This is a genomic window from Pengzhenrongella phosphoraccumulans (assembly GCF_045689905.1).
Lineage (GTDB): Bacteria > Actinomycetota > Actinomycetes > Actinomycetales > Cellulomonadaceae > Pengzhenrongella > Pengzhenrongella phosphoraccumulans.
In genome coordinates, this window is the sequence record NZ_CP144210.1 from 690,634 (window position 1) to 716,744 (window position 26,111).

Sequence of the window (26,111 nt, forward strand, 5' to 3'; positions counted from 1 at the left end):
ACCTTGGTGCGGGTCGTGAGCCGGTCCGGGGCGGTGGGTTCGGCACAGTAGACAGGTGCTCGTCGTCGTCTGCCCCGGTCAAGGGGCTCAGTCCCCTGGCATGCTTGCGCCCTGGCTCGAGCTGCCAGGTCTGACGGAACGGCTGGCGGGATACTCGAGCGTTGTCGGACAGGACCTCGCCGCCCACGGCACGACGTCGGACGCCGCGACCATCCGGGACACCGCCGTGGCCCAGCCGTTGCTCGTCGCGTCGGCGCTGCTCACCTTCCACGCCGTGTTCGACGGCGACCTCACCGGCGCGGCCGGCCCGCGGATCGACGCCGTCGCCGGTCACTCGGTCGGCGAGCTCGGCGCCGCCGCCATCGCCGGCGTGCTAACCGAGACCGAGGCCCTCGAGCTGGTCGCCGTCCGCGGTGCCGCCATGGCCCGTGCGGCCGCCGTCACCCCGACGAGCATGAGCGCGGTCCTCGGCGGGGACCCCGACGAGGTGCTCGCGCGGCTCGCCGAGCTGGGCCTGACGGCCGCGAACGTCAACGGCGGCGGACAGGTCGTGGCCGCCGGCACGTTCGAGGCGCTGGCCGCGCTCACCGCCGCTCCGCCGACCCGCGCCCGGGTCATCCCGCTCCAGGTCGCGGGCGCGTTCCACACGGTCCACATGGCCCCGGCGGTCGACGAGCTCGCGGCTCGCGCGGCCACCATCGCCCCCGGTGACCCCCGGATCACCCTGCTCTCCAACGCCGACGGCGCCCGCGTGACCTCCGGACCCGAGGTGCTCGCACGCCTGGTGGTCCAGGTCGCCAACCCCGTGCGCTGGGACCTGTGCCAGGTCGCGCTGCAGGAGCTGGGCGTGACGGGCCTGCTCGAGCTCGCACCCGCCGGAGTCCTCACCGGACTGGCCAGGCGTACCCTGCCGGGGGTGGAGACGGTGGCGGTCAAGACGCCGGCCGACCTCGATGCCGCCCGCGACCTCGTTCGTCGCCACCACTTCACGGCCACGCCCCCCACCCCCCACAGCCAGGAGCACCCCTCGTGACTCGAGCGACCCTGACCCAAGCGACCGGACCCGCCCACACACGCATCATGGGCATCGGCTCCGCTCGCGGCGAGCTGACCGTCACCAACGACGACCTCGCCGGGCCGATCGACTCGTCCGACGAGTGGATCCGCCAGCGGACCGGCATCGTGACGCGCCGCCGCGCCCTGCCGACCACCAGCGTGCTGGACCTCGCCGAGCAGGCCGCCGTGACCGCGCTCGCGCAGGCCGGGCTCACCGGTGCCGACATCGACGCCGTGCTCATCTCGACGGTCACGAACTACTCCCAGACGCCGTCCGCGGCCGCGATCATCGCGGACCGGATCGGGGCGACCCCGGCCGCCGCCTGGGACATCTCGGCGGCGTGCGCGGGCTACTGCTACGCCATCGGTCAGGCGGACGCGCTGGTGCGCTCCGGCCTGGCCCGCCACGTCCTCGTGGTCGGCGCGGAGAAGATGAGCGACTTCGTCGACCCGACCGACCGGACGATCTCGTTCCTGCTCGGCGACGGCGCCGGCGCGGCCGTCGTCGGCCCGTCCGACACGCCCGGCATCGGGCCGACCATCTGGGGCTCGGACGGCTCGCAGGCGAACGCGATCCGCCAGACCCACTCGTTCCTCGACATGCGGGACCACAACGCCGGTTGGCCGACCCTGCGCCAGGAGGGGCAGAGCGTCTTCAAGTGGGCGGTCTGGCAGATGACCCCCGTCGCGCAGAAGGCGATGGACGCGGCCGGCGTCGGCCCTGAGGACCTCGATGCGTTCATCCCGCACCAGGCGAACATGCGGATCATCGATCTGATGGTCAAGCAGCTCAAGCTGCCCGAGTCGGTCGTGGTCGCCCGCGACATCGCCGACTCCGGGAACACCTCGGCCGCCTCGATCGGGATCGCGACCGACCGGCTGATGCGCGAGGGCCAGGTGAGCAGCGGCGCGATCGCGCTGCAGATCGGTTTTGGCGCCGGGCTGGTCTACGCGGCGCAGGTCGTCGTCCTACCCTGAGAGACTTTCTACCGTCCGCACGAGTTTCCGCACGACCTACCCCAAGGAGATAACGATGGCGAACACCGAGCAGGAGATCCTGGCCGGACTGGCCGAGATCGTCAGCGAGGAGACCGGTCTTCCCACCGACTCCGTCCTGCCCGAGAAGTCCTTCACCGACGACCTCGACATCGACTCGCTGTCGATGATGACGATCGTCACGCTCGCCGAGGAGAAGTTCGGCGTACGCATTCCCGACGACGAGGTCAAGAACCTCTCGAGCGTCGGCGATGTCATCAAGTTCATCCAGGGCGCGCAGGCGTAGTTCGCCCGCTCCCCGATCGTCCCGTGGTCGGGCGCTCGCCGTCATTTGGCGCGCGCCCGACCCGGATTCCGTCCCCGGCCCCCAGGAGCAGTCATGAGCAACGCAATCGACGTCGTCGTCACCGGACTCGGCGCGACCACGCCGCTCGGTGGGGACGTTGAAAGCACGTGGGCCGGCGCGCTCGCCGGCAAGTCCGGCGTGCGCACCCTGGAGAACGACTGGGCCGAGAAGTACGGCATGTCGGTCTCGTTCGCCGGCACCCTGGCCGTCCCGGCCGCCGAGATCCTCACCCGCCCCGAGACCCGCAAGATGGACCCCTCGGCGCAGTACGCCATGATCGCCGCCCGCGAGGCCTGGGCCGACGCCGGCTCGCCCGTGGTTGACGGCGATCGCCTCGCCACCGTGGTCGGCTCCGGCATCGGCGGCGTGTGGACCATCCTGTCCGCGTGGGACACCATCCAGGAGAAGGGCGCCCGGCGCGCCCTGCCCATGACGGTCCCGATGCTCATGCCCAACTCCCCCGCCGCGAACCTCTCGATCGAGTTCGGCGCCCGCGCCGGCGCGCACGCGCCCGTCTCCGCCTGCGCCTCCGGCGCCGAGGCCATCGCCTACGGCACCCAGATGATCCGCGACGGCAAGGCCGACGTCGTCATCGCCGGTGGCACCGAGGCCGCGGTGCACCCGATGCCCATCTCCTCGTTCGCCGCGATGAAGGCCCTCTCGACCCGCAACGAGGACCCCGCGGGCGCCTCGCGCCCCTACGACATCACCCGGGACGGCTTCGTCCTCGGTGAGGGCGCCGGCATCGTCGTCCTGGAGAGTGCCGCGCACGCCGCGGCGCGCGGCGCGACCGTGCTCGCCCGGATCGCCGGCCTGGGCACCAGTTCGGACGCGTACCACATCGCCGCTCCCGAGCCCACCGGCGCGGGCCAGACCTCGGCCATGCGGGACGCCCTGGCCGACGCCGGGCTGACCACGACGGACATCGTGCACGTCAACGCGCACGCCACGTCGACCCCGGTCGGCGACATGATCGAGGCGCGCGCCATCCGGTCCCTGTTCGGGGCCGACACCGACCACGTCGTGCTCTCCGCGACCAAGTCGCTGATGGGCCACCTGCTCGGGGCGGCCGGCGCGGTCGAGACGATCCTCACGATCCTCGCGCTGCGCGACCGGCTGGCTCCCCCGACGATCAACGTGACCCAGCCTGAGCCCGACCTCGGTCTCGACCTCGTGTGCAACACGCCGCGCGAGCTCCCGGCGGGTCAGCTCGCGGCGATCAACAACTCGTTCGGCTTCGGTGGCCACAACGTGGCCCTGGTCGTCACCAACGCCTGAGCCTCGCGGGCGTCAGCCCACGCGGTGGAGCCAGCGGACCGGCGCACCCGCGCCGGCGTACCGGAACGGTTCGAGCTCGTCGTCCCACGCCTGCCCTAGGGCGAGACCGAGCTCGGACCGCATCCGCAGGGGGTCGCGGCTGTGCTCCAGCGCCGCGCGGATCCGGTCCTCCGGCACCACGATGTTGCCGTGCACGTCGGTCGCGGCGTGGAAGATGCCGAGCTCGGGCGTGTGGCTCCAGCGGGCGCCGTCGGCCCCGTGACTGGCTTCCTCGGTGACCTCGTAGCGCAGGTGGGCCCAGCCGCGCAGCCCCGAGGTGAGGCGGGCACCGGTGCCCTGCTCACCCTGCCACGAGCGCTCTGCCCGGAACATGCCGGGAGCCGCTGGCTGCTCGGTCCAGTCCAGTGTCATGCGCACGCCTAATACCCCGCCCGCTGCCCATTCGATATGCGGGCAGAGCGCACGGGGTGCCGAGTGCACAAAAAGCACACCACGGGTGATGACACCGGTCATGTCGGGCCTCCTGACGGGTCGAGGTTCGTCTTCCCCAACGACCGCATCCCGTGACGGGAGGTGTACTGACCAGTGAACTACGGCACATCATGCCGTATGTGGCGACGTGACGGCTAGAGCTGCTCCCGCATGGCGCGCATCGCCTTCTTCCGGACGGACCGCTCGAGGCGGTCGAGGTAGAGCATGCCGTCGAGGTGATCCACCTCGTGCTGCAGGCAACGGGCCATGAGCTCGGTCCCTTCGACCGAGACCTCCTTGCCGTCGAGGTCGGTGCCGACGACCCGCGCGTACCAGGCCCGCTTGGTCGGGTACCAGAGGCCGGGGACCGACAGGCAGCCCTCGTCGCCGTCTTGGTAGTCCTCCGCGGAGAGCTCGACGATGGTCGGGTTGAGCACGTAGCCCACCTCGTCCTCGATGTTCCAGGAGAACGCCCGCAGGCTCACGCCGATCTGGTTTGCTGCGAGGCCGGCGCGGCCCTCGTGGTCCACGGTCTCGAGCAGGTCCTCCACCAAGGAGCGCACCCGGGCGTCGATCGTCGTGATCGGTTCGCACGGGGTGCGCAGGACCGGGTCGCCGACCGTGCGGATCTCTCTCATTGCCATGGCCTAATCCTCCCACGACGGGGATCGCTGCCACCGCAGGCGTGGTCCACGGGGGTCAGCGCCCTCGTCGCCAGGGCACATCAGGCCGGAGGCGTCGTCAACGAACGAGGTAGATCGGGTTCGCGTGGGCGCAATCGACCGCGCCCACGCGGCGTCGACGTCAGATCGAGTTGCGCTGCTCCGGCACGCCACTGAGGAGCTGGCGAACCTCGTCCTCGTGGAAGCGGCGGTGGCCACCGAGCGTGCGGATCGCGGAGATCTTGCCTGCCTTGGCCCACCGGGTGACCGTCTTCGGGTCGACACGGAACATCGTGGCGACCTCGGACGGGGTCAGGAGGGCACCGCCGGGGATGTGCGAGTCGGCAGCACCGAAGGCACGCGGGGTGGAGGGGGTGTTCATGAGATTTCTCCTGTCGTTCGGTAGCTCGGCTGGTCCATAGGCCCCGTGGCTTTGCGTCCCCGCCTTTCGACGGGTTTGCGGTTTCGCTGACAAGGGACATCATGCACCGAAAAGGACATCTCTGCAACTACCTTCGCCGACCGTCCAAACCTCGCTCGACCCACTCGTCGCCGGCGGTGGCATCGGTCTCGTGCCGTCGGCCCGCCCGGGCAAGGTTGAGCAAAATAGATGACTCGATCTTGACTTTCACTGGGCAAGATCGCCCCGCTTGCCCTAAAATCTTGTCAACGTCCAGGCGCGAGCGGGACGGGTGGGCGCGGGTCCACTGCTCCAGATCGGGCACCTCGCCCTGTGCAGGCGAGGTGTCCGATCTCTTTTCGGGGCCAAACCGGGGACGGCGACCACCTCAGTCACAGCAAATGTGACAAAGGTCATACTTGAAGAGTTCTTGGATCGGCAGCCGATCCGGAGTTCGCAGCTGTCGTGCCGGACGCCCCGGTGGGGGCTGTCTTCGGCGCTCAGTTCAGGGAAGCCACGAGGGTCGTCAGGCGCGCCCGGGCCTCGCGCTCGACCAGCACCGGCACGTAGTCGCGCACCCGCCCGTCGAACCGGGCGTGAATCTCGCGCACCGTGTGCCGGACCGTGGCGGCAGACACTTCCGGGAACCGCTCCACGAGGCGCTCGCAGATGTGCTCGAGGGCGCGGTGCTCATCCATCTTGACCATCGGCTCAACCTGCCCGAAATGTGGTGCGTCCACAAGATGGACCATCGTCCTGCGCGCGGGCGATCCGGCCGGCAGGTCGCTGCTCGAGCATGGGACGTTTGGTGCCCGGAAGCGGCCGGTCCACGAGGGCCGCGCCGTCAGCGGTTCACCTCGCCGATTCTGGGCGAGCGCGGAATCAGCAACATGGCGCCCACGAGGAAGCACAGCGCCCCGATGAAGGTGCCAAGGTTTGCCCGTTCGGCATCTCGCAACGTGTCTGTGCTCAGAACCACCCGGGAGGCGACCGCCGAGACGCCGAACGCGATCGAACCCACCAGGTTGGCCGCAGCCAGCGCCCAGGCCCGGTCACGCGGCCGCCAGCGCAGCCACGGTCGGGGGACGTCGGCGAACGCGAGCCCACTGGCCACGAGGAACGCGAGCGAGCCCCAGACGTCGGGCGTCCAGACCAGGCGGTCGGCCTCGGTGGCGGTGAGCCCCTGCCGCAGCGCCGCGAACGTGCTGACGTTGAACAGCAGTGTCCCGGCGAGCTGGACAAGGCCTGCAGCCCGGGTCGCTCGGTCGCTCGACGCGCCGAGGTCGCGAACCTGCAGTGCCGCCGCCGAGGTGAAGAACAACGAACCGACGAAGAACGTGACGCCCGCCGCCTGCGGCCCCACCAGGTCCACGTACCCAGGCAGCGCACCGAGCGCGAAGCAGGCGGAACCCACCGCGAACTGTGCCGCGATCCACCGCACGGCCTGCCCCGAGGCACTCCCCCGCACCGTCGAACCGGTCACAGGTGGTTGAAGCCGCTGGACTCTTCCTTCGTCATCGGCACAGTCACGGGATGCACGTGCAGGTGCTGGATGGCGTCGCGGAGGTCGTCCAGGAGAGTCATCGCCATGTCTCGGCTCACGCCTTGGCGGATCAGGATGCGCTGGACCGCGATGTTCGACGCCGTGCCCGTGAGGGTGTACGCGGGCACCTGCCAGCCACGCATGCGCACGCGGTCGGCCAGATCGAACAGCGTGTAGCCGGGGTCCTCACCCTCCCGGATCCGCCAGGTCACCGTGGGGATCCCCGTCGCCGGATCGCTGGCGCACAGGATCTCGAACGGACCGAGCTTCCCGATGGCGTCGGCGATCAGTTGTCCGGTGTCGTAGCAGGAGTCGTGGATCTGCCGGTAGCCCTCCCGGCCGAGCCGCACGAAGTCGTAGTACTGCGCGACCACCGGCCCGGCGGACCGGGAGAAGTTGATCTGGAACACCGGCATGTCGCCGCCGAGGTAGTTCACGTGGAAGATCAGGTCCTCGGGCAGCTCGGCCGCGTCGCGCCACACCACCCAGCCGACCCCCAGTGGCGCCAGACCGAACTTGTGGCCGGAGGCGCTGATCGACTTCACCCGCGGGAGCCGGAAATCCCACTCGAGGTCCGGCGCGCAGAACGGGGCCAGGAAGCCACCGCTGGCGGCGTCGATATGGAGGTCGACGTCGAGGCCGGTCTCCGCCTGGAGCCGGTCAAGGGCCTCGGCGATCTCCTTGACCGGCTCGTAGACCCCCGTGTACGTCAGGCCGAGCGTCGGCACGACGAAGATCGTGTTCTCGTCGACCCGCTCGAGCACCTGCTCGGCGGTCATGGCGTAGGAGCCAGGTGCCATCGGGACCTCGCGCATCTCGATGTCCCAGTAGCGCGCGAACTTGTGCCACACGACCTGCACTGGTCCGCACACCATGTTGGGCCGGTCGGTGGGCCTGCCGGCTGCCCTGCGTCGGGCGCGCCAGCGCCACTTGGCGGCCATCCCGCCGAGCATGCAGGCCTCGGACGACCCGATCGCGGACGCCCCGACCGGGTTGGCGCCCGGGGGTGCGTTCCACAGATCGGCCATCATGTGCACGCAGCGGCGTTCGATCTCTGCCGTCTGCGGGTACTCGTCCTTGTCGATCATGTTCTTGTCGATCGAGAGCTCCATGAGCCGGTGGACCTCCGGCTCGACCCACGTCTGGCAGAACGTGGCCAGGTTCTGCCGGCTGTTGCCATCGAGCATCAGCTCGTCGGCCACCAGTTGGAACGCGTCATCGGCCGGCGCGCCCCCAGGAGGAAAGGCGTACTTGGGGATCTGGCCGCGCAGCGCGCCGCTGCCGAAGACCGACTCAGACATCAACCCACGGATCTCGTCACGCTCATGGAGTGGCATCTCTCGAAGGTCCGCGACCCGCCGCGATCCTGCGTCATCCACCGAGGATGAGCGGGGCTTGTCGCCGACTCCGACAGGGCCGAAACCCGCAGCGAACGCGCAGTTCGGCGGAAGAACTGCACGTCGAACGCAGTGGGGCAGGTGGGGCTTGAACCCACGACCGACGGATTATGAGTCCGCTGCTCTGACCGGCTGAGCTACTGCCCCGTGCGGGCCAGCGTACCGGGGCTACGGTCCAGGCATGCCTCTCGTCGTCGTCGCCGGACCGGCGACCTGGAACCTGATCGTCCGCGTCGCCGCGTTGCCCGAGGCGGGCTCCCCCACCCTCTTCGCCGCAGGTCACCGGGACACCCTCGGTGGCACGTCCGCCGGCAAGGCCCTCGGCCTGGCTCAGCTCGGCGTCGACGTCACGCTGCGCACGGTGCTCGGGGACGACGCCGCCGCCGCTCGGGTCCGCACGGCCCTCACCCATCCCCGGCTCACCCTGGCCGCCACCGACGTGCCGGGTGCGACCGAACGGCACCTCAACCTCATGGCCGACGACGGCTCGCGCGTCTCGATCTACCTGGACACCCCCGGCGACCCGGGCGCCGTCCCCGACCCGGTCCTCGCCGCGCTCGGCGAGGCGGCGGTCGCCGTCGTCGACCTGGCCGAGCATGCGCGGGGGTTCCTCGGGCTCGCGCGGGCGGCGGGTGTGCCCGTGTGGTGCGACCTGCACGACTGGGACGGGCTGGAGGCGTTCCATCGGGACTTCGCCGCGGCGGCCGACGTCGTCGTGGTCAGCGACGACCGCCTGCCCGACCCACGCGAGTTCCTGGCCGCGCGCATCGCCGCCGGCGCCCGGTGGGCGGTGTGCACCCGCGGCGCCCGCGGGGCGGTGGCGCTCGGGCGGGACGAGGGCTGGCTCGAGGTACCCGCGGTGCCCGTGCCGGCGGTCGCGGACACCAACGGGGCCGGCGACGCGTTCGTGGCGGGCATGCTGCTCGGCCATCTCGAGGGCCGCCCCCTGGGGCACTGCCTGCGCCTGGGTGCGGCCGCCGGCGCGATGGCGGTCTCGGCGGCTGACCTGGTCTCCCCCGGCATGTCGGCCGACGCGATCCGCGCGCTCGCAGGGCTTCCCGCCTGACCCGCGCACCAGGTCCTCGTGTACCTGGCGGGGCCCGCCCAGTACCGTGGGGGGATGCCTCTGTTCTCCCGACGCACCGCCCTGCCGCCCGACGTCCGCTCCGCCCTGCAGCTGCGCCACGGCGACACCGTGCTCGCGTCCGCCGAGATCACTGGCGGGTGGGCGGTCGCCTCCCGGCTCGCGCTGTACGTGGCGGCGACCGGTCCGCAGGGTCAGCAGCCCGCGATTCAGCGCCGCCCGTGGTCCGACGTCGACCGGGCAAGCCTGGACCCGGAGACCGAGACCATCACGGTCGGCTGGATCGACGGCACCTCGCAGGGGCTGCACCTGCTGAACAACCGCCAGCCGGCGTTCGCCCGGGCGCTGCGCGAGCGGGTGCAGTCGTCGGTCGTGCACGCCGAGACGGTGCGCGTCGTCGGCGGCCGGCAGGTGCGCGTCGCGCTCCGTCGCGACGAAGACGGACGGCTGTTCTCCCAGGTGATCGGCGAGGGCCGCATCAACCTCGCCGACCCGGTCGTGGCCGCTGTGGTGGACGCTGCAGAGGCTCGCGTGCGGGGCGCGGCGGGACTGCCCCTGTAGTGCTGTTAGAGTTTGTTTCCGCGATCCCTCGTAGCTCAATTGGCAGAGCATCCGACTGTTAATCGGACGGTTATTGGTTCGAGTCCAATCGAGGGAGCCACCAGGGCCTCTGAGCAGCACCAATGCTCAGAGGCCCTTTTTCATGCCCGATCCGGCGCACGGACGCGGACGGCACACAACTGGCGTGCGCGTGCACACGGTCGACCATGGATGTCGTGATCCCCGTCGCCTCCGGGCGCCCGACCCCGCTGGCCGAACCCCCGACCACGAAGGAGCACCCATGTTCACCGATGCCGAGCTGACCTACCTCCAGAGCCAGCGACTCGGACGCCTCGCCACCCAGAAGCCGGACGGGACCCTGCAGAACAGCCCGGTCGGGTTCCGCTACAACGCCGCCGAGGGCACCATCGACATCGGCGGGTACCGCTTGGACTCAAGCCGCAAGTACCGCAACGTCGTCGACAACGGCCGCGTCGCGTTCGTCGTCGACGACCTCGCCTCCGTCGAGCCGTGGCGCGTGCGCTGCGTCGAGATCCGTGGCCGCGCCGAAGCCGTGCACGCCGAGGATGGTCGGCGCCCGCTGATCCGGATCCACCCCGAGCGGATCATCAGCTTCGGCATCGACGAGCCCGACGCGGAGGCACACAGCCTCAGCGTGAACGCCCGCGACGTCACCTGACCCCGCGTTTCATGCCCGATCCGACGGGCGCACGGCACACTGATGACCTGCGTGCTCCTCGACAGCTCGGAAGGTGTCACCGCATGACCAGCGTCGAGTCCCCGACGATCGATCTCTCCTGGGCACCCGTGGCCGAGGACTACGTCGAAGCGCTCCGGGCCCAGGTCCAGAGGCGCCAGCTCCCGCGGAAGGTCGCCCAGATCCTCCTCGCAGGCGCTCTCATCGGGGGTGCCGGGTGGGCGACCGGCAGCGACGCCCTGGCGGTGGTCGCGCTCGTGATCGTCGTCGGGGCACTTCTCCTGCTCGGCGCCATGCCGACGCTGATGGCGCGCGCGCTGTGGCGACGGGGCGCTCGGCTCCGCGGGGCGACCTCGGTGCGCGTCGCGGCCGACGAGGGGATCGCCCTTGACCGGGAACTGTTCTCCGGGACCTATCAGTGGGCGATGTTCACCGGGGTCCTCGAGACCGAGCGACTGTTCGTGCTGCAGACCGCACCGCGGCAGGGCGCGGTGATCCTGCTGCTCGCCAAGCGGGGGCTCTCCTCGCCCGAGCAGCTCCCCGCGCTGCGGGCCTTGCTCGAGCAGCAGATCACCCCGCACGCGAACTCCGCCGCGCGCTGAGGAGGCGGCCGGTCAGCCGTCGGCGCGCAGGGCCCGGCGTCGGCTCTCGCTGGCGATGAGCGCCTCGAACGCCGCCTGGTAGGCCTCGGGCTCGCGATCGGGGTCCATCCGCTGGAGCCGGCCGCGGGCGTCGGCGATCTCGCGGGTCAGGCCGAGGTCGATCAGGGCGCTGATCACGCCGCGCACGTACGTCTCGAGCGAGTCGGGGCGGTCCTCCGGCAACGGGGTCACCGCCAGCTCGGTGACGAGCGACCGGACTGGCGCCGCGGCCTCCTCGCTGACCTTCTCGACCCACGCACCGGCCCCGCCCTGGCCCTCGACCAGCCCGCGGGCCACCGCCATGCCACCGGCGGCCCGGATCGCCTCGTGGACGGCACGGAAGGCCGGGACGGCGTACGTGTCGGCGCTCAGGGCGTCGAACTCGCGCGGCACGAGGTGCGCGAGCTGCAGAGCGACCTCGAGCGTCTGTGCCTCGAGCCGCGCGACCGGGTCGCGGCGATCGGGGGACGACGACGCCTGCCCCCTCGCCCCCGCCCCGGGCGCCTGGGTGCCCGACGACGCCCGGCCGCGCGAGCCGTCGTCGTCCTGGCCCGAGTGCCGACGTGTGCCCGAGGTAGGCGCCCCCGAGGCCTGGCGGTTGGCGCCCTGCACGGCACGCAGGACGGTCTCGGAGTCCATCCCGATCCAGCCCGCCAGCATGCGGGCGTACTCCGGGCGCAGCCCGGCGTCCCGGATCCCGGCGACCACGGGGGCGGCGGTGCGCAGCGCGCCCACGCGGCCCTCGACGGTGTTGAGGTTGAACGTGGCGAGCGTGGTGCGGATGACGAACTCGTACAGGGGGGTGCGGCCGGCGACGAGCGCGCGCACGGCGTCCGGCCCGCGGGCCTGGCGCAGCTCGCACGGGTCCATGCCGCTCGGCTCGACGGCCACGAAGGTCTGCGCCGAGAAGCTCTGGTCCTCCCCGAACGCGCGCATCGCGGCCTTCTGGCCGGCGGCGTCGCCGTCGAACGTGAAGATGATCTCCCCGCCCACGCTGGTGCCCGACGACAGCTGGATCCCGCCCACGCCGGAGGCGTCGCCGATCAGCCGGCGCACGATCCGGGCGTGGTCGGAGCCGAAGGCCGTGCCGCACGTCGCGACCGCGGTCGGCACCCCCGACAGGTGCGCCGCCATGACGTCGGTGTAGCCCTCGACGACCACGACCTGGTGGCTCTTGGCGATCTCCCGCTTGGCCAGGTCCAGGCCGTAGAGCACCTGGGACTTCTTGTAGAGCGCGGTCTCGGGGGTGTTGAGGTACTTGGGGCCCTGGTCCTCCTCGAACAGCTTGCGCGCGCCGAAGCCGATCGTGTCCCCGGTCACCTCGCGGATGGGCCACACCAGCCGACCCCGGAACCGGTCGTAGATCCCGCGGTTGCCCTGGCTCATCAGGCCGGTCGCGACGAGCTCGGGCTCGGTGAACCCCCGGCCGCGCAGGTGGCGCAGCAGCGAGTCCCAGCCCTGCGGCGCGAAGCCGATGCCGAACTGCTCGGCGTGCGACCGGTCGAACCCCCGCTCGGCGAGGAACGCCCGGCCCGCCGCCGCCGCGGGCGTGGCGAGCTGCTCGGTGTAGAACTGCGCCGCGACGCTGTGCGCCTCGAGCAACCGCCGTCGGCTGCCGGTCTCGATGCCGGAGCGCGACCCGCCGCCCTCCTCGTACCGGAGCTGGACGCCGACCCGGCCGGCGAGGTACTCCACGGCCTCGGCGAAGGTGAGCCCGTCGATCTTCTGCACGAACGAGATGACGTCGCCACCCTCGCCGCACCCGAAGCAGTGCCAGCGGCCGACCTGCGGCCGGACGTGGAACGACGGGGACCGCTCGTCGTGGAACGGGCACAGGCCCTTCATCGAGCCGACGCCGCCGGACTTGAGCGTCACGTGCGCGCCGACGACGTCCTCGATGTGGGCGCGCTCGCGAACCGTCTCCACGTCTTCCCGAAGGATCAGTCCAGCCACGACCGCGAGTCTAGGCGGCGACGACGACACCCCCGGCCCACCGACGGGCCAGCCGGTGGCAGGCGGTCACCGGTGCGGCGGCGCGACCAGCCGGGCGTGCCACCCCGCGGCGCTCACGTCCGTCAGCGAGGCCACCTGGTCGACGACGACCCGCAGCCGAGCGCCGTCGTCGGCCGCGGCGACCCAGTCCGCCGCGAACGGCGGCTCGAGCGAGATCGGGGCCCGGTCGCTGATCACGCGGACCAGGTCGAGCAGCATCTCGCGCTGGCGCTGGTAGAGCGGCTCGAGCTCGCGGGGGGCCATGACGTACGCCACCGCGAGGCCCTTGAGCACGAGGATCTCCGCGAGCGTGCCGTGCGGCACCACGAGCGACGCCGCGTACCGGGTCAACGGGCCGTGGCCGTACCGCTCCCGGGTGGCCTCCTCGGCCGACCCCGCGAACCGGCCTATCAGCTGGCTCGTCGCGTCCTTGAGCCCGGCCAGCGCGCCGCGCGAGCCGTCGAACGCCGGCCCCCACAGCTTGGTCGCCACGAGCCGGTCCATCGCTTCCTGCAAGCCGTCGCTGTCCACGGCGTGCCCGTACCAGGCGTGCACCGCGGCGACGATCCGGAGGCGCTCCTCCGCGCGCTCGAGCACCGCGAGGTCGAGCCGCCCACCGACGACGGCGTCCTCGACGTCGTGCACCGAGTAGGAGATGTCGTCGGCGAGGTCCATCACCTGCGCCTCGAGGCAGAGGCGGCCGGCGGGCGCGCCCTCGCGCAACCAGGCGAACACCTCGCCGTCGTCCTCGTAGACCCCGAACTTCGCCGTGGTGGTCCCGTCCGGGCGGCGTGGGCCGTGGCCCGCCCGCCAGGGGTACTTGACCGACGCGTCCAGGCTCGCGCGCGTGAGGTTGAGGCCGACGGCGCGGCCGGCCGGGTCGACGACCTTCGGCTCGAGCCGCGTGAGCAGCCGCAGCGTCTGGGCGTTGCCCTCGAACCCGCCGACGGCGAAGGACGCCTCCGCCAGGGCCCGCTCGCCGTTGTGGCCGAACGGCGGGTGCCCGAGGTCGTGCGCGAGGCAGGCGGTGTCGACCACGTCCGGGTCGCACCCGAGCGACTTGCCCAGCTCGCGGCCGACCTGCGCGACCTCGAGGGTGTGGGTCAGCCGGGTGCGCACGAAGTCGTCGCTCGCCGGACCGAGCACCTGGGTCTTGGCCCCCAGCCGGCGCAGGGCCGACGAGTGCACGATGCGTGCGCGGTCGCGCTCGAACGCCGTGCGGGACCGGGACTTGGGCTCCTCGAGCACCCACCGCGCACGGTCGGCGCGCGAGTAGCCGAGCTCGACCGGCACCGAGGCGCGCGTGCTGGACTCCGCCTCGCGCGCGCTGGACGGCGGGACGGGGGGCTGGCTGCGCGGGGAACTCTCGGGAGGCACGTTCGTCACCCTAACGACTCGGACACTCAGGCCAGACGCCACACCTGCACGCCCGGGCCGTCGCCGGGCAGGCGCAGCGCACCCGGGGTGACCCCGAGATCGGCCCCGCCGTACAGGTTCTGCGGGCTGGCGCCGGGCGCGAGCAGGTGGCGCGGCAGGTCGGCGCCGGTCCAGCCCGCGCGCGCGACGAGGACGAGCACGCGCTCGTCGGCCGTCTCGCGCAGGTAGGCGAGCGCGTCGTCGGCCACCACGGCCCAGCGCAGGCCGCCCTCGCGCAGCGCGCGCGAGCCCCGGCGCAGGGCGATCAACGACCGGTACATCGCGAACGTGCGCTCGTCCCAGCGGTCCGGCCGGTCCCAGGGCATCGGCTGCCGGCCGGACTCCCCGTTGGCGCCCGTGAGGCCGATCTCGTCGCCGGCGAAGATCGTCGGTGTGCCCGGGTAGGTGAACAGCAACCCGGCGGCCACCTCGACCAGGGCCCGGTCGCCCGTGATGGTCCGCACGCGCGGGGTGTCGTGCGACCCGAGCAGGTTCCACTGGTGGGCGGTGACGGCCCACGGGATCGCGGAGTCGAACTCGCGCATGGTCTGAACGACCTGTACGCCGCTGCGGCGCGGGATCGTGATCGGCAGCCCGAGGAACCCGAGGGTGGTCGCCTCCTCGACGAGCCACGTCCACAGCGGCCGCGTGAACGCCGAGTAGTTCATGTTCGCGTGCCAGCCATCCCCCGACAGGTCCAGCCCCGCGTCGTGGAAGTGCTCGCTGATCAGGACGGCGTCCGGGTTGAGGTCCGTCATGGTCGCCCGGATGGTGCGCGCGACGCCGTGGGTGAGGTCGTCCACGGCGTGCCGACCGGTCATGTTCGCGACGTCGATCCGCCAACCGTCCAGCGAGTAGGGCGGCTTGAGCCAGGCCCCGATGACGGACTCGGGGCCGTCGATCATGCGCCGGGCCAGGGCCGGGGCGCGGTAGTCCAGCTTCGGCAGCGAGGCGTGCCCGAGCCAGCTGACGTACCCCGGGGCGACGTCGGACCAGTAGTACAGCCCGGCCTCCTCGCTGGCGGCGTCGGCCTGCGCGCGGGTGAACCACTCGTGCGCGGCACCGGTGTGGTTCGTGGTGAGGTCGCCGACCAGGTGCATGCCGCGGCCGGTCAGCGCGCGGCGCAACGACGCGAGCGCCGCGTCGCCGCCGAGCAACGGGTCGACATGGTCGAACGAGCTCGCGTCGTAGCGGTGGTTGGAGCGGGCGGCGAAGAACGGCGTCAGGTAGACCGTCCCGATCCCGAGCCGCTCGAGGTGGTCCAGGTGGGCCTCGATGCCGCCCAGGTCACCACCGAAGAACTGCCGCGCCGTGCTCGGGCCCGACCCGATGGCGTCGTCGTCCCAGCGGGCCGGCTCGGCCCAGTCGGGCACCGGCCGGACGGCGTCGGACCGCGCGAACCGGTCGGGGAAGATCTGGTAGACGACGGTCTCGCTGAGCCAGGCCGGGGCCGGCGGGAAGACGGTGAGGCGGAAGTCGGCGGCGTCGGGCACGTCGCGCGCGTGCGTGCCGCGGCCGTTCAGCCAGGTGTACCCGCCGGGAGCGTCGAGCAGCGCGCGGTACTGCGTGACCGGGTTGTGCACCGGCACCTGCGCGACGTACCAGCGCTCGTCGTCGTCCGCGGAGTCGAGGACGGCCTCGACCATCCGCGGCTCACCGTCGCGCACCGTGCGGACCCACACGCCCCGCTCGGTGGCCGACGCCGGGACCCGGAACCGCACGGGCACCACGTCCCCGAGGGCGGGCGTGCCCGCGGGGACGTAGAGCTCGGAGCCGTCGTGGTGCGCGCCACCCAGCAGGTGGTGCGGTCCCGCCGAGTTCAGCGGGTACGAGTTCAGCGGGTCCGGGGCCTTCGGGTCAGGCACGGTCAGCCCTTGACCGAGCCCGCCGTGAGGCCGCCGACGATGTACTTCTGCAGGAAGAGGAACAGGATCAGCACCGGGATGGCCGCGATGACCGCGCCGGCGGCGAACAGGCCCCAGTTGGCGTCGAGCTGCTGCGAGACCCACCCGTACAGCCCGACCGCGAGGGTCCAGTTGCCCTCGGACTGCAGGACGATCCGCGCGATGATGAACTCCCCGAAGCTGAAGATGAAGGACAGCAGCCCCACCACCGCCAGGATCGGGGCGACCAGCCGCAGGATGATCGTCCAGTAGATCTGGGCGTGCGAGGCGCCGTCGAGCTTGGCGGCCTCGTCCAGCTCGCGCGGGATGGTGTTGAAGAACCCGTACATGAGGAACGTGTTCACGCCGAGCGAGCCGCCGAGGTACACGCAGATCAGGGCGAGCTTGCTGTTCAGGCCGAGGACCGGCACGACGTTCCCGAGGCCGAGCAGCATGAGGAAGACCGCCACGAAGGCGAGCATCTGCGGGAACATCTGGATGATGAGCAGCGCGGTCAACCCGCCGCGACGCCCGGTGAACCGGAAGCGGCTGAAGGCGTAGGCGGCGGAGGCCCCCATGAGGACGGTGCCGATGGCGGTCACGATCGCGACCACCAGGGTGTTGCCCATCCACGTCCAGAACAGGGTGTCGTTCAGAGCCGAGAAGTTCGCGCTGCTGACCTTGGCGAACAGCGAGTTCGACCCGGTGAGCGTGCCGTTCTCGGCGAGCGAGGCCGAGAAGAGGTAGACGAGCGGGAAGACGGCGTAGACCACGGCGATGACGCCGACGACGTGGCGCCAGCCGATCTCGCGGAACCACCGCTTGCGGCTCATCTTGTGCTGGTTCGCCAGGACGACGGGGGTGCGAGGAGCCTGCACGGTCGCAGTTGCCATGTCAGTTGATCTCCTCGAGCTTGCGGGTCTGCCGGAACGCGATCGCCGAGATGGTGCCGACGATCACGAAGATGACGATCGACAGCGCGCTCGCCAGGCCGTAGTCCTTGGCGGCGTTGCCGTCGACCCCGGAGATCGAGTACACCATCGAGATCAGGATGTCCGTGTTGCCGAGCGGCACCGAGGCGTCCGAGAACCGCGGCCCACCCTTGGTGAGCATGTAGATCAAGGTGAAGTTGTTGAAGTTGAACGCGAACGACGAGATCAGCAGCGGCGCGGTCGCGATGAGCAGCAGCGGCATCGTCACCGACTTCCAGGTCCGCAGCGGGCCGGCGCCGTCGATCTTGGCCGCCTCGATCACGTCGGTCGGGATGGACTGCAGCGCCCCGGTGCAGATGAGGAACATGTACGGGAAGCCGAGCCACAGGTTGACCCCGAGCACGGCGAGCTTGGCCAACCAGGGGTCGGTCAGCCACGGGATCTCCGCTCCGCCGAGCAGGATCTGGTTGACGAAGCCGAACTTGGTGTTGAGCATCCCCGACCACAGCAGCGCCGCCAGGAACCCGGGGATCGCGTACGGGACGATCATCAGCGTGCGGTAGATCTTGCGGCCCTTGACCCGCTCGTCGTTGAACACGATCGCGAAGAACAGGCCGAGCAGGAAGGTGGTGATGACCGACAGGCCGGCGAAGGCGATGGTCCAGACGAAGATCTTGAGGAACGGCGTCGAGTACCGCGGGTCGCCGAACGCCTTGATGAAGTTGTCGAACCCGACCAGCACGCGCCAGCCCACGCTGAGCTTGGAGCCGTCGGCCGCCTCGAACTGACCGTCCTCGTTCGGGGAGTAGACCGTGCCGGTGACCGAGTCGGTCATCGTGTCGGCCGTCTCGTCGTAGGACAGGGTCGAGATGAACACGTAGCCGCTGCGGGCGTCCTGGGTGCGGATCGAGCCGTCCGCGGGGTCGCTGGAGACCGGCACGCGCAGGTCCGTCACGTCCTTCTGCCGCTCCAGGATCTGTTGGCGACCGAGGATCTCGTAGCCGGGCACGGCGGTGACGACGCCGTCACTGACCTGGGCGTCCGGCACGGCGTCGAGCGGTGTCTCGGCGCGGCCGACGCGGACGTCGCCCTCGGTGGTGACGATCGCGAAGGCGAGCTGGTCGCCGTCGGCCAGGACCGTGAGCGGGTAGGCGTCCGACCCCTCGACGCGACGCTCGTTCTGGATGAGCAGGGCCTCGATCGCGTCGCCCTTGGTCGAGTTGTGCCCGTCGCCGTAGTTGGTGAAGGCGACGAAGCCCGTGAAGAGGATCACGAAGATCTGGTAGACGAGCAGGAACGCCAGGCCGGGAAGGATGTACTTCATCGGCAGCGCGCGCTTGCTGAAGTACACGTAGTTCGCCAGGACGAGCAGCGCGACCATGGACCACAGGATCCCGAACGACCCCTGCCCCCAGGCGGCCATGACGACGTAGACCCCCAGCGCGTCGACCATGGCGACCAGCAGCAGCTTCACCAGGAAGCCGCGGGAGAAGTTCTTGGCGTGGGACACGCCGGCCCGGCGCGCAGCCCGGCGCTCGGCCTTGCTGGACTCGGGGCCGTCGGGCGGCAGAACGACCGCAGGATCGTGCAGCTGCGGCAGCTGGGGGGAACTCATCCGTACCTCCGTGCGGGGGGCTGACGCCGGGACTCGCCCGACGTCGTCGTCGTGGGTGGTGCTGTGAAGCGTGCAGTGCGGCGACCCGTCGAGGCCTCGCCAACGCGCGTGGCGCGCAGCCGGTGGTGGGACCGGCTACGCGCCACGGGGAATCACTAGCGTTGCGGTGCGAACGAGATCAGGAGGCGTCGAGCGCGCCCTGGATGTCCGAGACCATCTTGGTCCAGGAAGCAACCGGCTCCTGGGCCCCACTGACGATCCCGGCCTCGGTGACGCCCCAGAAGGACCAGACCGAACCCATCTCGGGGATGGACGGCATCGGGACGGCGTCGGCACCGACGGCGCGGAAGCCGGCGGTGATCGGGTCGGCCGACGCGGTGTCAGCAGCGGCGATGAGCGCCGGCGGGCGGTTGCCAGCCTTGTACAGCGCGCCCTGGGCGTCCTCGGTCGACATGAAGTTGACGAGGAAGTCGTTGGCGAGCAGGACGTTCTTGCTCTTCGCGTTCACGTAGAAGCCGGCAACACCGACGAACGGCTGTGCAGGCTGGCCGCCCGCGCTCGGGATCGGGTCGATCGCGAGGTCAAGGCCGGGGAAGCTGTCGATCATCCACGGGCCACCGACGATGTACGGCGACTCACCGGCAGCGAAGGCCGCGACGGCGATGTCGTACGTGATGGCGGGGTCGAGGACCTTGGCCGCACCCTGAGCTGCGAGCCAGGACGCGAATGCGGTGCCCGGCTCGCCACCGAGGGCGAGCTCAGCGGCGTACGAGCCGTCCGCGTTCTGCGTGAACACGGGGGCGCCGAACGAGGTCTGCAGCGGGTACATCGTGTACGGGTCGCCCTCGGCGCCCATCTGCACGAGGATCGGGTACGTCTTGCCGGCTGCCTTGCCGGCGGTGATGGCGTCGTCCCAGGTGGCGGGGGCCGTGGCGGCGAGCGCCGTGTTGCGGATGAGCGCGATGTTCTCGACGGCGTACGGCAGGCCGTAGACCTGACCGTCCTGCGTGAAGGCCGAGATCGAGACGGGCTCGAAGTCCTTGACCTTGTCGCCGAGCTCGATCGGGGCGACGACGCCGTTCTTGGTCATCTCACCGAGCCAGTCGTGCGCACCGACGGTGATGTCGGGGCCCTCGCCGGTCGGGACCTGCGCGAGGAAGTCCGCGCGGATGTCGTCGAAGTTCTTCTGGACCAGCGTGACGGTGCTGCCGGTCTCCTTCTCGAAGGCGGCGGCGGCGGCCTCGACGGCCGGCTTCCGGGTCTCGTCGACCCAGATCGTCAGGCTGCCACCAGCGGCGGCGGCAGTGGTCTTCGCGTCGGCAGCCGGGGCGTCGGTCGAGCTCGAGCAGGCCGCAAGCGACAGCGCGGTTGCGAGCACGGCCACGAGACTGATGCTTCGTCGCATCGTGAGTTCTCCAAGCGATGGGGTGTGTTGGCCGACGGTGAGCGAGCGCTCCGTTGACCCTGATGGACTTGACGGTAATCTCGTTGCTGGCTTGTTGCAAGCCGTTGCGGTAAATTTCAGGTAACGTTTTCATCAGTCGCCGGGGACCCTGGCGGCCAACAGCCAGACGAGAAGGCCCGGTGTCCTCTACGCTTCCGCACGTGCGAACCCGACTGACCGATGTTGCCGAGCAGGCGAATGTCAGCACCGCCACGGTGTCGCGGGTCCTGAACGGCAAGCAGGGCGTCTCGTCGCAGACCCGCCAGGCCGTGCTCGCCGCCCTCGACATGCTGGGCTACGAGCGACCCGAGAAGCTGCGGGCGCGCGCCGCCGGGCTGGTCGGGCTGATCGTCCCCGAGCTCACGAACCCGGTCTTCCCCACGTTCGCGCAGTACATCGAGTCGATGCTGTCCGTGCGCGGCTACACGCCGCTGCTGTGCACCCAGTCCCCCGGCGGCACCACGGAGGACGAGTACGTGGAGATGCTCCTCGAGCACGACGTCGACGGGATCGTGTTCGTCTCCGGCCTGCACGCCGACACCTCCGCGAGCCGCGAGCGGTACCACCGCCTGCGCAGCCGCGGCCTGCCGATCGTGCTGATCAACGGCTACGCGGAGGGCGTCGACGCCCCTGCGATCTCCTCGGACGACGGAGCGGCGATGGATCTCTCCGTGCGCCACCTCGTCGCCCTCGGGCACCGCACCATCGGGCTGGCGATCGGACCGGACCGGTTCGTGCCGGCCCAACGCAAGGTCGTCAGCTTCGCGGAGAACCTGCGCCGCCACCTCGGGGTCACCGACGCCGCGAGCCACATCGTCTCGACGCTGTTCACCGTCGAGGGTGGGCAGGCCGCGGCCGGCGAGCTCATCGCCTCCGGCCACACCGCGATCGTGTGCGGCTCGGACCTCATGGCGCTCGGAGCGATCCGGGCGGCGCGGGCCCGCGGGCTGCGCGTCCCGGAGGACATCTCCGTCGTCGGCTACGACGACTCCCCGCTGATGGCGTTCACCGATCCGCCGCTCACCACGGTGCGCCAGCCGGCGCTCGCGATGGGTGAGGCGGCGGTCGCCACGCTCGTGGCCGAGATCAGCGGCACGCGCGGGCTGCGGACCGAGCTGCTGTTCCACCCCGAGCTCATCGTGCGGGGTTCGACCGGGGCTGCACCCGTCGTAGCCTGATTCTTTCCCTTTCTCCGATTGGCTCTTTCGTGACCCCCCAGACGACCGTCCGCTCCGCTGCGCCCTCGACCGCGCTCGTCCACGCCGCGCAGGCGCCCGGCGGGCAGTGGTGGCGGCACGCCGTCATCTACCAGGTCTACCCGCGGTCGTTCGCCGACGGTTCGGGCGACGGGATCGGCGACCTGCCCGGGATCACCGCGCGGCTCGACCACCTCGTGGCCCTCGGTGTCGACGCGATCTGGCTGTCGCCGTTCTACCGCTCCCCCCAGGCCGACGCCGGCTACGACGTCGCCGACTACCGCGCGGTCGACCCGATCTTCGGCACGCTCGCCGACTTCGACGCCCTGCTCGCCCGGGCGCACGGCCTCGGGCTGCGCGTCATCGTGGACCTCGTGCCGAACCACACCTCGGACGAGCACGACTGGTTCACCGCCGCCCTGGCGTCGTCGTCGGGCAGCCCGGAGCGCGCGCGGTACCTCTTCCGGCCGGGTACGGGCGTCGACGGCGCCGAGCCGCCGAACAACTGGAAGTCGATCTTCGGCGGCCGGGCCTGGACCCGGGTCCCCGACGGCGAGTGGTACCTGCACCTGTTCGACACCAAGCAGCCGGACCTCGACTGGGACAACCCCGAGGTGCGGGCCGAGTTCGAGGACGTGCTGCGGTTCTGGCTCGACAAGGGCGTGGACGGGTTCCGGATCGACGTCGCGCACGGTCTGGTCAAGGAGGCGGGGCTGCCCGACTGGGACGGGGACACCAGCATGATCGACGGTGCCGATGGTGCCGTCGATGCCGACGATGCCGCGGACGGCTCCACCGGTGCCCGCGACCCCGGCCCGATGTTCGACCAGGAGGGCGTGCACGAGATCTACCGCGCCTGGCACCGCGTGCTCGCGGAGTACGACGGCGATCGCGCGCTCGTCGCCGAGGCCTGGGTCGAGCCGCTCGCGCGGCTCGCCCGCTACGTCCGCGCCGACGAGATGCACCAGGCGTTCAACTTCTCGTTCCTCACCACGGGCTGGAACGCTCCGGCGCTGCGCACCGTGGTGACCGCCTCGCTGGAGGCGAGCGACGCCGTCGGCGCCCCCACCACCTGGGTGCTGTCGAACCACGACACGGTGCGGCACACGTCGCGGCTCGGGCTGGCCGAGCCCAACGCGCGCCCGAACGGCATCGGGCACGACGACGAGCAGCCCGACGAGGCGCTCGGACTGCACCGGGCCCGCGCCGCGACGCTGATCATGCTGGCGCTGCCCGGATCGGCCTACCTCTACCAGGGCGAGGAGCTCGGGCTGCCGGAGCACACCGCGCTCGACGACGACCTGCGCCAGGACCCCGCGTGGTGGCGGTCGGGGCACTCCGAGCGCGGCCGCGACGGGTGCCGCGTGCCGCTGCCGTGGGCCACGGCCGAGCCCGGCTTCGGCTTCTCCGCGACGGGGGCGACCTGGCTGCCGCAGCCGGCGTCGTGGTCCGCGTACGCCCTCGACGCGCAGCAGGGCGCGGCCGGGTCGACCTACGAGATGTACCGCGCGGCCCTGGCCCTGCGGCGTGACCTCGACCTCGGCGCGGGCTCGCTCGCGTGGGCCGAGCTCCCGCAGGGCGTCGACGCGTCGGTCCTCGCGCTGGTCAACTCCGGGGTGCTCGTGCTCGCCAACCTCGGCAGCACCCCGGTGCCGCTGCCGGCGGGCGCGACCGTGCTCGTCTCGAGCGGGCCGCTCGCGACCGCGAAGGCGACGGCGGGCGTCGTCGTCGGCCAGGAGGCGGTCACGCTCGTGCCGAGCGACACGACGGTCTGGGTCCGGCTAGCCCCCTGAGACGCTGAGCTCCGCCTGCTCCAGCGCGCGCCGGAAGTCGTCGGAGAGGTCGCGCGAGGCGAGCCAGCCCTCGGGCAGCGACACCTTCTTCGGTGACCCGGCGCGGCCGCGCGGCCCCTCGGCCGGCTCGCCCGGGTAGGGCTGGTCGAGGTCGAGGGAAGCGAGCAGGTCGTCGAGCTCCATCAGCGTCGAGACGAGCCCGAGCGAGCGCCGCAGGTCGCCGCCGACGATGTAGCCCTTGAAGTACCAGGCCATGTGCTTGCGCATCTCGCGCAGCGCCTTGCCCTCCTCGCCGAACGTCTCGACCATCAGCTCGGCGTGCCGGCGCACGACGACGGCCACCTCGCGCACGTTGGGGCGCACCCGCACGTCCGAGCCGGCGAATGCGGCCGCCAGGTCGGCGAACAGCCACGGGCGCCCCTGGCACCCCCGGCCGACGACGACGCCGTCGCACCCGGTCTGGGTGACCATGGCGACCGCGTCCTCGGCCGACCAGATGTCGCCGTTGCCGAGCACGGGGATGTCGGTGACCGCCTCCTTGAGGCGCGCGATCGCCTCCCAGTCGGCGCTGCCGGAGTAGTAGTCCGCCGCGGTCCGCGCGTGGAGCGCGACCGCCGCGACGCCGACGTCCTGCGCGACGAGCCCCGCCTCGAGGTACGTCAGGTGGTCTTCATCGATGCCCTTGCGCATCTTGAGCGTGACCGGGACCCCGTACGGGGCCGCCGCGTCCACCGCGGCGCGCACGATCGAGGCGAACAGGTCCCGCTTCCACGGCAGCACGGCGCCGCCGCCCTTGCGGGTGACCTTGGGGACCGGGCAGCCGAAGTTGAGGTCGATGTGATCGGCGCGGTCCTCCGAGGCGATCATCCGCACCGCTGCGCCGACCGTCGCGGGGTCGACGCCGTAGATCTGCACGGACCGCGGCCGCTCGTCGGGCTCGTGCGCGATGATGCGCAGCGACTCCTCGCCGCGCTCGACGAGCGCCCGGGAGGTCACCATCTCCGCGACGTAGAGCCCGGCGCCGCTCTCGCGGCACAGCCGCCGGAACGCGGCATTGGTCACGCCGGCCATGGGCGCGAGCACCACGGGCGTATCGACGGTGAGCGCGCCGATCCGCAGGGGCGGCAAGAGGGAAGGCGCAAGAGTCACGCCCCCATCCTCCCCCACCCCCGACCGCAGCCGCCAACCCCACCCGCCAACCCCAGCCGCCGAACTCGGAGGTTTGGCGTGAACTCGGACACCGTGGTGTCCGAGTTCGACGCAAACCTCCGAGTTCGGCGGGGGTGTTGGCGTTCTGGGAGGTGGGGGTTTACGCGCCGAGGAGGCGGGGAGCCAGGTAGGTGGCCACCTGGTCCAGCGCGACGCGTTCTTGGGCCATCGTGTCGCGGTGGCGGATCGTGACGGCCTGGTCTTCCAGGGTGTCGAAGTCGACAGTGATGCAGAACGGCGTGCCGATCTCGTCCTGGCGGCGGTAGCGGCGCCCGATGGCCCCGGCGTCGTCGAACTCGACGTTCCACAGGCCTCGCAGCTCGGCCGCGAGGTCGCGCGCCTTGGGCGACAGCGCCTCGTTGCGGCTCAGGGGCAGGACGGCGGCCTTGACCGGCGCCAGCCGCGGGTCGAGCTTGAGCACCGTGCGCACGTCGACGCCGCCCTTGGTGTTGGGCGCCTCGTCCTCGGTGTACGCCTCGACGAGGAACGCCATCAGCGACCGGGTGAGGCCGGCCGCGGGCTCGATCACGTACGGCACCCAGCGCTCGTTCTTGGCCTGGTCGAAGTACGACAGGTCCACCCCAGAGTGCTCGGTGTGCGTCTTGAGGTCGAAGTCCGTGCGGTTCGCGATGCCCTCGAGCTCGCCCCACTCGCTGCCCTGGAAGCCGAAGCGGTACTCGATGTCGACGGTCCGCTTGGAGTAGTGGGACAGCTTCTCGGTCGGGTGCTCGAACAGGCGCAGGTTGTCCCGCGAGATGCCCAGGCCCGTGTACCAGTCGGTGCGCGCGTCGATCCAGTACTGGTGCCAGGTCTCGTCCGTGCCCGGCTCGACGAAGAACTCCATCTCCATCTGCTCGAACTCCCGCGTGCGGAAGATGAAGTTTCCGGGGGTGATCTCGTTGCGGAAGGACTTGCCGATCTGGCCGATGCCGAACGGCGGCTTCTTGCGGCTCGTGGTGACGACGTTGGCGAAGTTCACGAAGATGCCCTGCGCGGTCTCGGGCCGCAGGTAGTGCAGGCCGGACTCCTCCTCGACGGGGCCGAGGTACGTCTTGAGCATCATGTTGAAGTCGCGCGGCTCGGTCCAGCCGCCGCGGTTGCCGCAGTTGGGGCACGCGAGGTCGGCGATGCCGTTCTCCGGCTCGCGGCCCTTCTTCTCGACGTAGGCCTCGACGAGGTGGTCCGCGCGGAAGCGCTTGTGGCAGCTGGTGCACTCGGTCAGCGGGTCGGTGAAGACCCCGACGTGGCCGGAGGCCTCCCAGACCTTGCGCGGCAGGATCACCGAGGAGTCGAGCCCGACGATGTCGTCGCGGCTCTGGACCATGGTGCGCCACCACTGCTTCTTGATGTTCTCCTTCAGCTCGACGCCGAGGGGCCCGTAGTCCCAGGCCGACCGCGTACCGCCGTAGATCTCCCCCGAGGGGAAGACGAAGCCGCGGCGCTTGGCCAGGGAGATGACGGAATCAAGACGAGAGGGCGCAGCCACGGGAGTGATCACC

The 26,111-nt window shown here is 71.2% G+C and carries 24 protein-coding genes, 2 tRNA genes and 1 riboswitch; of the genes, 11 read left to right on the forward strand and 15 right to left on the reverse strand.

Annotated features, from left to right (window positions below; genetic code table 11):
- Positions 1-55 precede the first annotated feature (55 nt).
- The 4 genes from VTA80_RS03360 to VTA80_RS03375 all read left to right on the forward strand — a co-directional run bounded on the left by VTA80_RS03360 (position 56) and on the right by VTA80_RS03375 (position 3,676).
- Entirely contained in the window at positions 56-1,033 is a 978-nt protein-coding gene (locus VTA80_RS03360; RefSeq protein ID WP_407344006.1) for an ACP S-malonyltransferase, read from the forward strand.
- The gene (locus tag VTA80_RS03365; protein WP_407344007.1) at positions 1,030-2,034 is read left to right on the forward strand and encodes a beta-ketoacyl-ACP synthase III; all 1,005 of its coding nucleotides are present in this window, start codon (positions 1,030-1,032) and stop codon (positions 2,032-2,034) included. Before VTA80_RS03360 ends, VTA80_RS03365 begins: the two co-directional genes overlap by 4 nt.
- A 55-nt stretch (positions 2,035-2,089) precedes the next feature.
- Complete coding sequence (locus tag VTA80_RS03370) at positions 2,090-2,338, forward strand: acyl carrier protein (protein ID WP_130101090.1); 249 nt, start codon at positions 2,090-2,092, stop codon at positions 2,336-2,338.
- Between the two features lie 93 nt (positions 2,339-2,431).
- Positions 2,432-3,676 carry a beta-ketoacyl-[acyl-carrier-protein] synthase family protein gene (locus VTA80_RS03375; protein ID WP_407344008.1) on the forward strand — a complete coding sequence of 415 codons (1,245 nt, stop codon included), beginning with the start codon at positions 2,432-2,434 and terminating at the stop codon, positions 3,674-3,676.
- Positions 3,677-3,688: 12 nt separating this feature from the next.
- On the opposite strand, the gene VTA80_RS03380 is transcribed toward VTA80_RS03375, so the two are convergent.
- The 7 genes from VTA80_RS03380 to VTA80_RS03410 form a co-directional block, all read right to left on the reverse strand.
- Positions 3,689-4,189, reverse strand: coding sequence for a DUF3145 domain-containing protein (locus VTA80_RS03380; protein WP_407344009.1), 501 nt, complete (start codon positions 4,187-4,189; stop codon positions 3,689-3,691).
- A gap of 113 nt (positions 4,190-4,302) precedes the next feature.
- On the reverse strand, positions 4,303-4,791 hold the full coding sequence (def, locus tag VTA80_RS03385) for a peptide deformylase (RefSeq protein ID WP_407344010.1): 489 nt from the start codon (positions 4,789-4,791) through the stop codon (positions 4,303-4,305).
- A gap of 160 nt (positions 4,792-4,951) precedes the next feature.
- A complete protein-coding gene (locus tag VTA80_RS03390; RefSeq protein WP_407344011.1) occupies positions 4,952-5,191 on the reverse strand; it encodes a BldC family transcriptional regulator in 240 nt (79 codons plus the stop codon).
- 16 nt (positions 5,192-5,207) lie between these two features.
- A riboswitch (cyclic di-GMP riboswitch) is annotated at positions 5,208-5,281 on the reverse strand.
- Positions 5,282-5,709: 428 nt separating this feature from the next.
- Complete coding sequence (locus VTA80_RS03395) at positions 5,710-5,916, reverse strand: three-helix bundle dimerization domain-containing protein (RefSeq protein WP_407344012.1); 207 nt, start codon at positions 5,914-5,916, stop codon at positions 5,710-5,712.
- Between the two features lie 137 nt (positions 5,917-6,053).
- A complete protein-coding gene (locus VTA80_RS03400) occupies positions 6,054-6,650 on the reverse strand; it encodes a hypothetical protein (protein ID WP_407344013.1) in 597 nt (198 codons plus the stop codon).
- A gap of 38 nt (positions 6,651-6,688) precedes the next feature.
- A complete protein-coding gene (locus VTA80_RS03405) occupies positions 6,689-8,053 on the reverse strand; it encodes a glutamate decarboxylase (protein ID WP_407344014.1) in 1,365 nt (454 codons plus the stop codon).
- 169 nt (positions 8,054-8,222) lie between these two features.
- Positions 8,223-8,296 (reverse strand) — tRNA-Ile (locus VTA80_RS03410).
- 34 nt (positions 8,297-8,330) lie between these two features.
- Between VTA80_RS03410 and VTA80_RS03415 the strand changes: the two genes are divergently transcribed.
- The 5 genes from VTA80_RS03415 (at position 8,331) to VTA80_RS03435 (ending at position 11,093) form a co-directional block, all read left to right on the forward strand.
- Positions 8,331-9,215: a carbohydrate kinase family protein gene (locus VTA80_RS03415; RefSeq protein WP_407344015.1), complete on the forward strand. Its 885-nt coding sequence runs from the start codon at positions 8,331-8,333 to the stop codon at positions 9,213-9,215.
- Between the two features lie 54 nt (positions 9,216-9,269).
- A complete protein-coding gene (locus tag VTA80_RS03420) occupies positions 9,270-9,794 on the forward strand; it encodes a hypothetical protein (RefSeq protein WP_407344016.1) in 525 nt (174 codons plus the stop codon).
- Between the two features lie 24 nt (positions 9,795-9,818).
- A tRNA-Asn gene (locus tag VTA80_RS03425) sits at positions 9,819-9,894 on the forward strand.
- 180 nt (positions 9,895-10,074) lie between these two features.
- Complete coding sequence (locus tag VTA80_RS03430) at positions 10,075-10,473, forward strand: PPOX class F420-dependent oxidoreductase (RefSeq protein WP_407344017.1); 399 nt, start codon at positions 10,075-10,077, stop codon at positions 10,471-10,473.
- 83 nt (positions 10,474-10,556) lie between these two features.
- Positions 10,557-11,093 carry a YcxB family protein gene (locus VTA80_RS03435; protein WP_407344018.1) on the forward strand — a complete coding sequence of 179 codons (537 nt, stop codon included), beginning with the start codon at positions 10,557-10,559 and terminating at the stop codon, positions 11,091-11,093.
- A gap of 12 nt (positions 11,094-11,105) precedes the next feature.
- On the opposite strand, the gene dnaG is transcribed toward VTA80_RS03435, so the two are convergent.
- From dnaG to VTA80_RS03465, 6 genes are all read right to left on the reverse strand, one after another.
- Positions 11,106-13,085, reverse strand: coding sequence for a DNA primase (gene dnaG / locus VTA80_RS03440; RefSeq protein WP_407344019.1), 1,980 nt, complete (start codon positions 13,083-13,085; stop codon positions 11,106-11,108).
- 66 nt (positions 13,086-13,151) lie between these two features.
- Positions 13,152-14,417, reverse strand: coding sequence for a deoxyguanosinetriphosphate triphosphohydrolase (locus VTA80_RS03445; protein WP_407345665.1), 1,266 nt, complete (start codon positions 14,415-14,417; stop codon positions 13,152-13,154).
- Between the two features lie 110 nt (positions 14,418-14,527).
- Complete coding sequence (locus VTA80_RS03450) at positions 14,528-16,405, reverse strand: glycoside hydrolase family 13 protein (RefSeq protein WP_407344020.1); 1,878 nt, start codon at positions 16,403-16,405, stop codon at positions 14,528-14,530.
- A 2-nt stretch (positions 16,406-16,407) separates the two neighbouring features.
- Positions 16,408-17,316: a sugar ABC transporter permease gene (locus tag VTA80_RS03455; RefSeq protein WP_407344021.1), complete on the reverse strand. Its 909-nt coding sequence runs from the start codon at positions 17,314-17,316 to the stop codon at positions 16,408-16,410.
- A gap of 1 nt (position 17,317) precedes the next feature.
- Positions 17,318-18,970, reverse strand: a complete 1,653-nt coding sequence (locus VTA80_RS03460; RefSeq protein WP_407344022.1) for an ABC transporter permease subunit — start codon at positions 18,968-18,970, stop codon at positions 17,318-17,320.
- Positions 18,971-19,148: 178 nt separating this feature from the next.
- Complete coding sequence (locus tag VTA80_RS03465) at positions 19,149-20,375, reverse strand: extracellular solute-binding protein (RefSeq protein WP_407344023.1); 1,227 nt, start codon at positions 20,373-20,375, stop codon at positions 19,149-19,151.
- Between the two features lie 200 nt (positions 20,376-20,575).
- Here VTA80_RS03465 and VTA80_RS03470 point away from each other — a divergent pair, with 200 nt between their 5' ends.
- Positions 20,576-21,592 (forward strand): LacI family DNA-binding transcriptional regulator, encoded by a 1,017-nt coding sequence (locus tag VTA80_RS03470; RefSeq protein ID WP_407344024.1) that lies wholly within the window; start codon positions 20,576-20,578, stop codon positions 21,590-21,592.
- Positions 21,593-21,621: 29 nt separating this feature from the next.
- Complete coding sequence (locus VTA80_RS03475; RefSeq protein ID WP_407344025.1) at positions 21,622-23,403, forward strand: glycoside hydrolase family 13 protein; 1,782 nt, start codon at positions 21,622-21,624, stop codon at positions 23,401-23,403.
- Here the strand turns inward: VTA80_RS03475 and dusB are convergent.
- Both dusB and VTA80_RS03485 read right to left on the reverse strand, forming a co-directional pair.
- A complete protein-coding gene (dusB, locus tag VTA80_RS03480; protein WP_407344026.1) occupies positions 23,392-24,552 on the reverse strand; it encodes a tRNA dihydrouridine synthase DusB in 1,161 nt (386 codons plus the stop codon). The genes VTA80_RS03475 and dusB overlap by 12 nt on opposite strands.
- A gap of 160 nt (positions 24,553-24,712) precedes the next feature.
- Positions 24,713-26,098, reverse strand: a complete 1,386-nt coding sequence (locus tag VTA80_RS03485) for a glycine--tRNA ligase (RefSeq protein ID WP_407344027.1) — start codon at positions 26,096-26,098, stop codon at positions 24,713-24,715.
- Positions 26,099-26,111 lie beyond the last annotated feature (13 nt).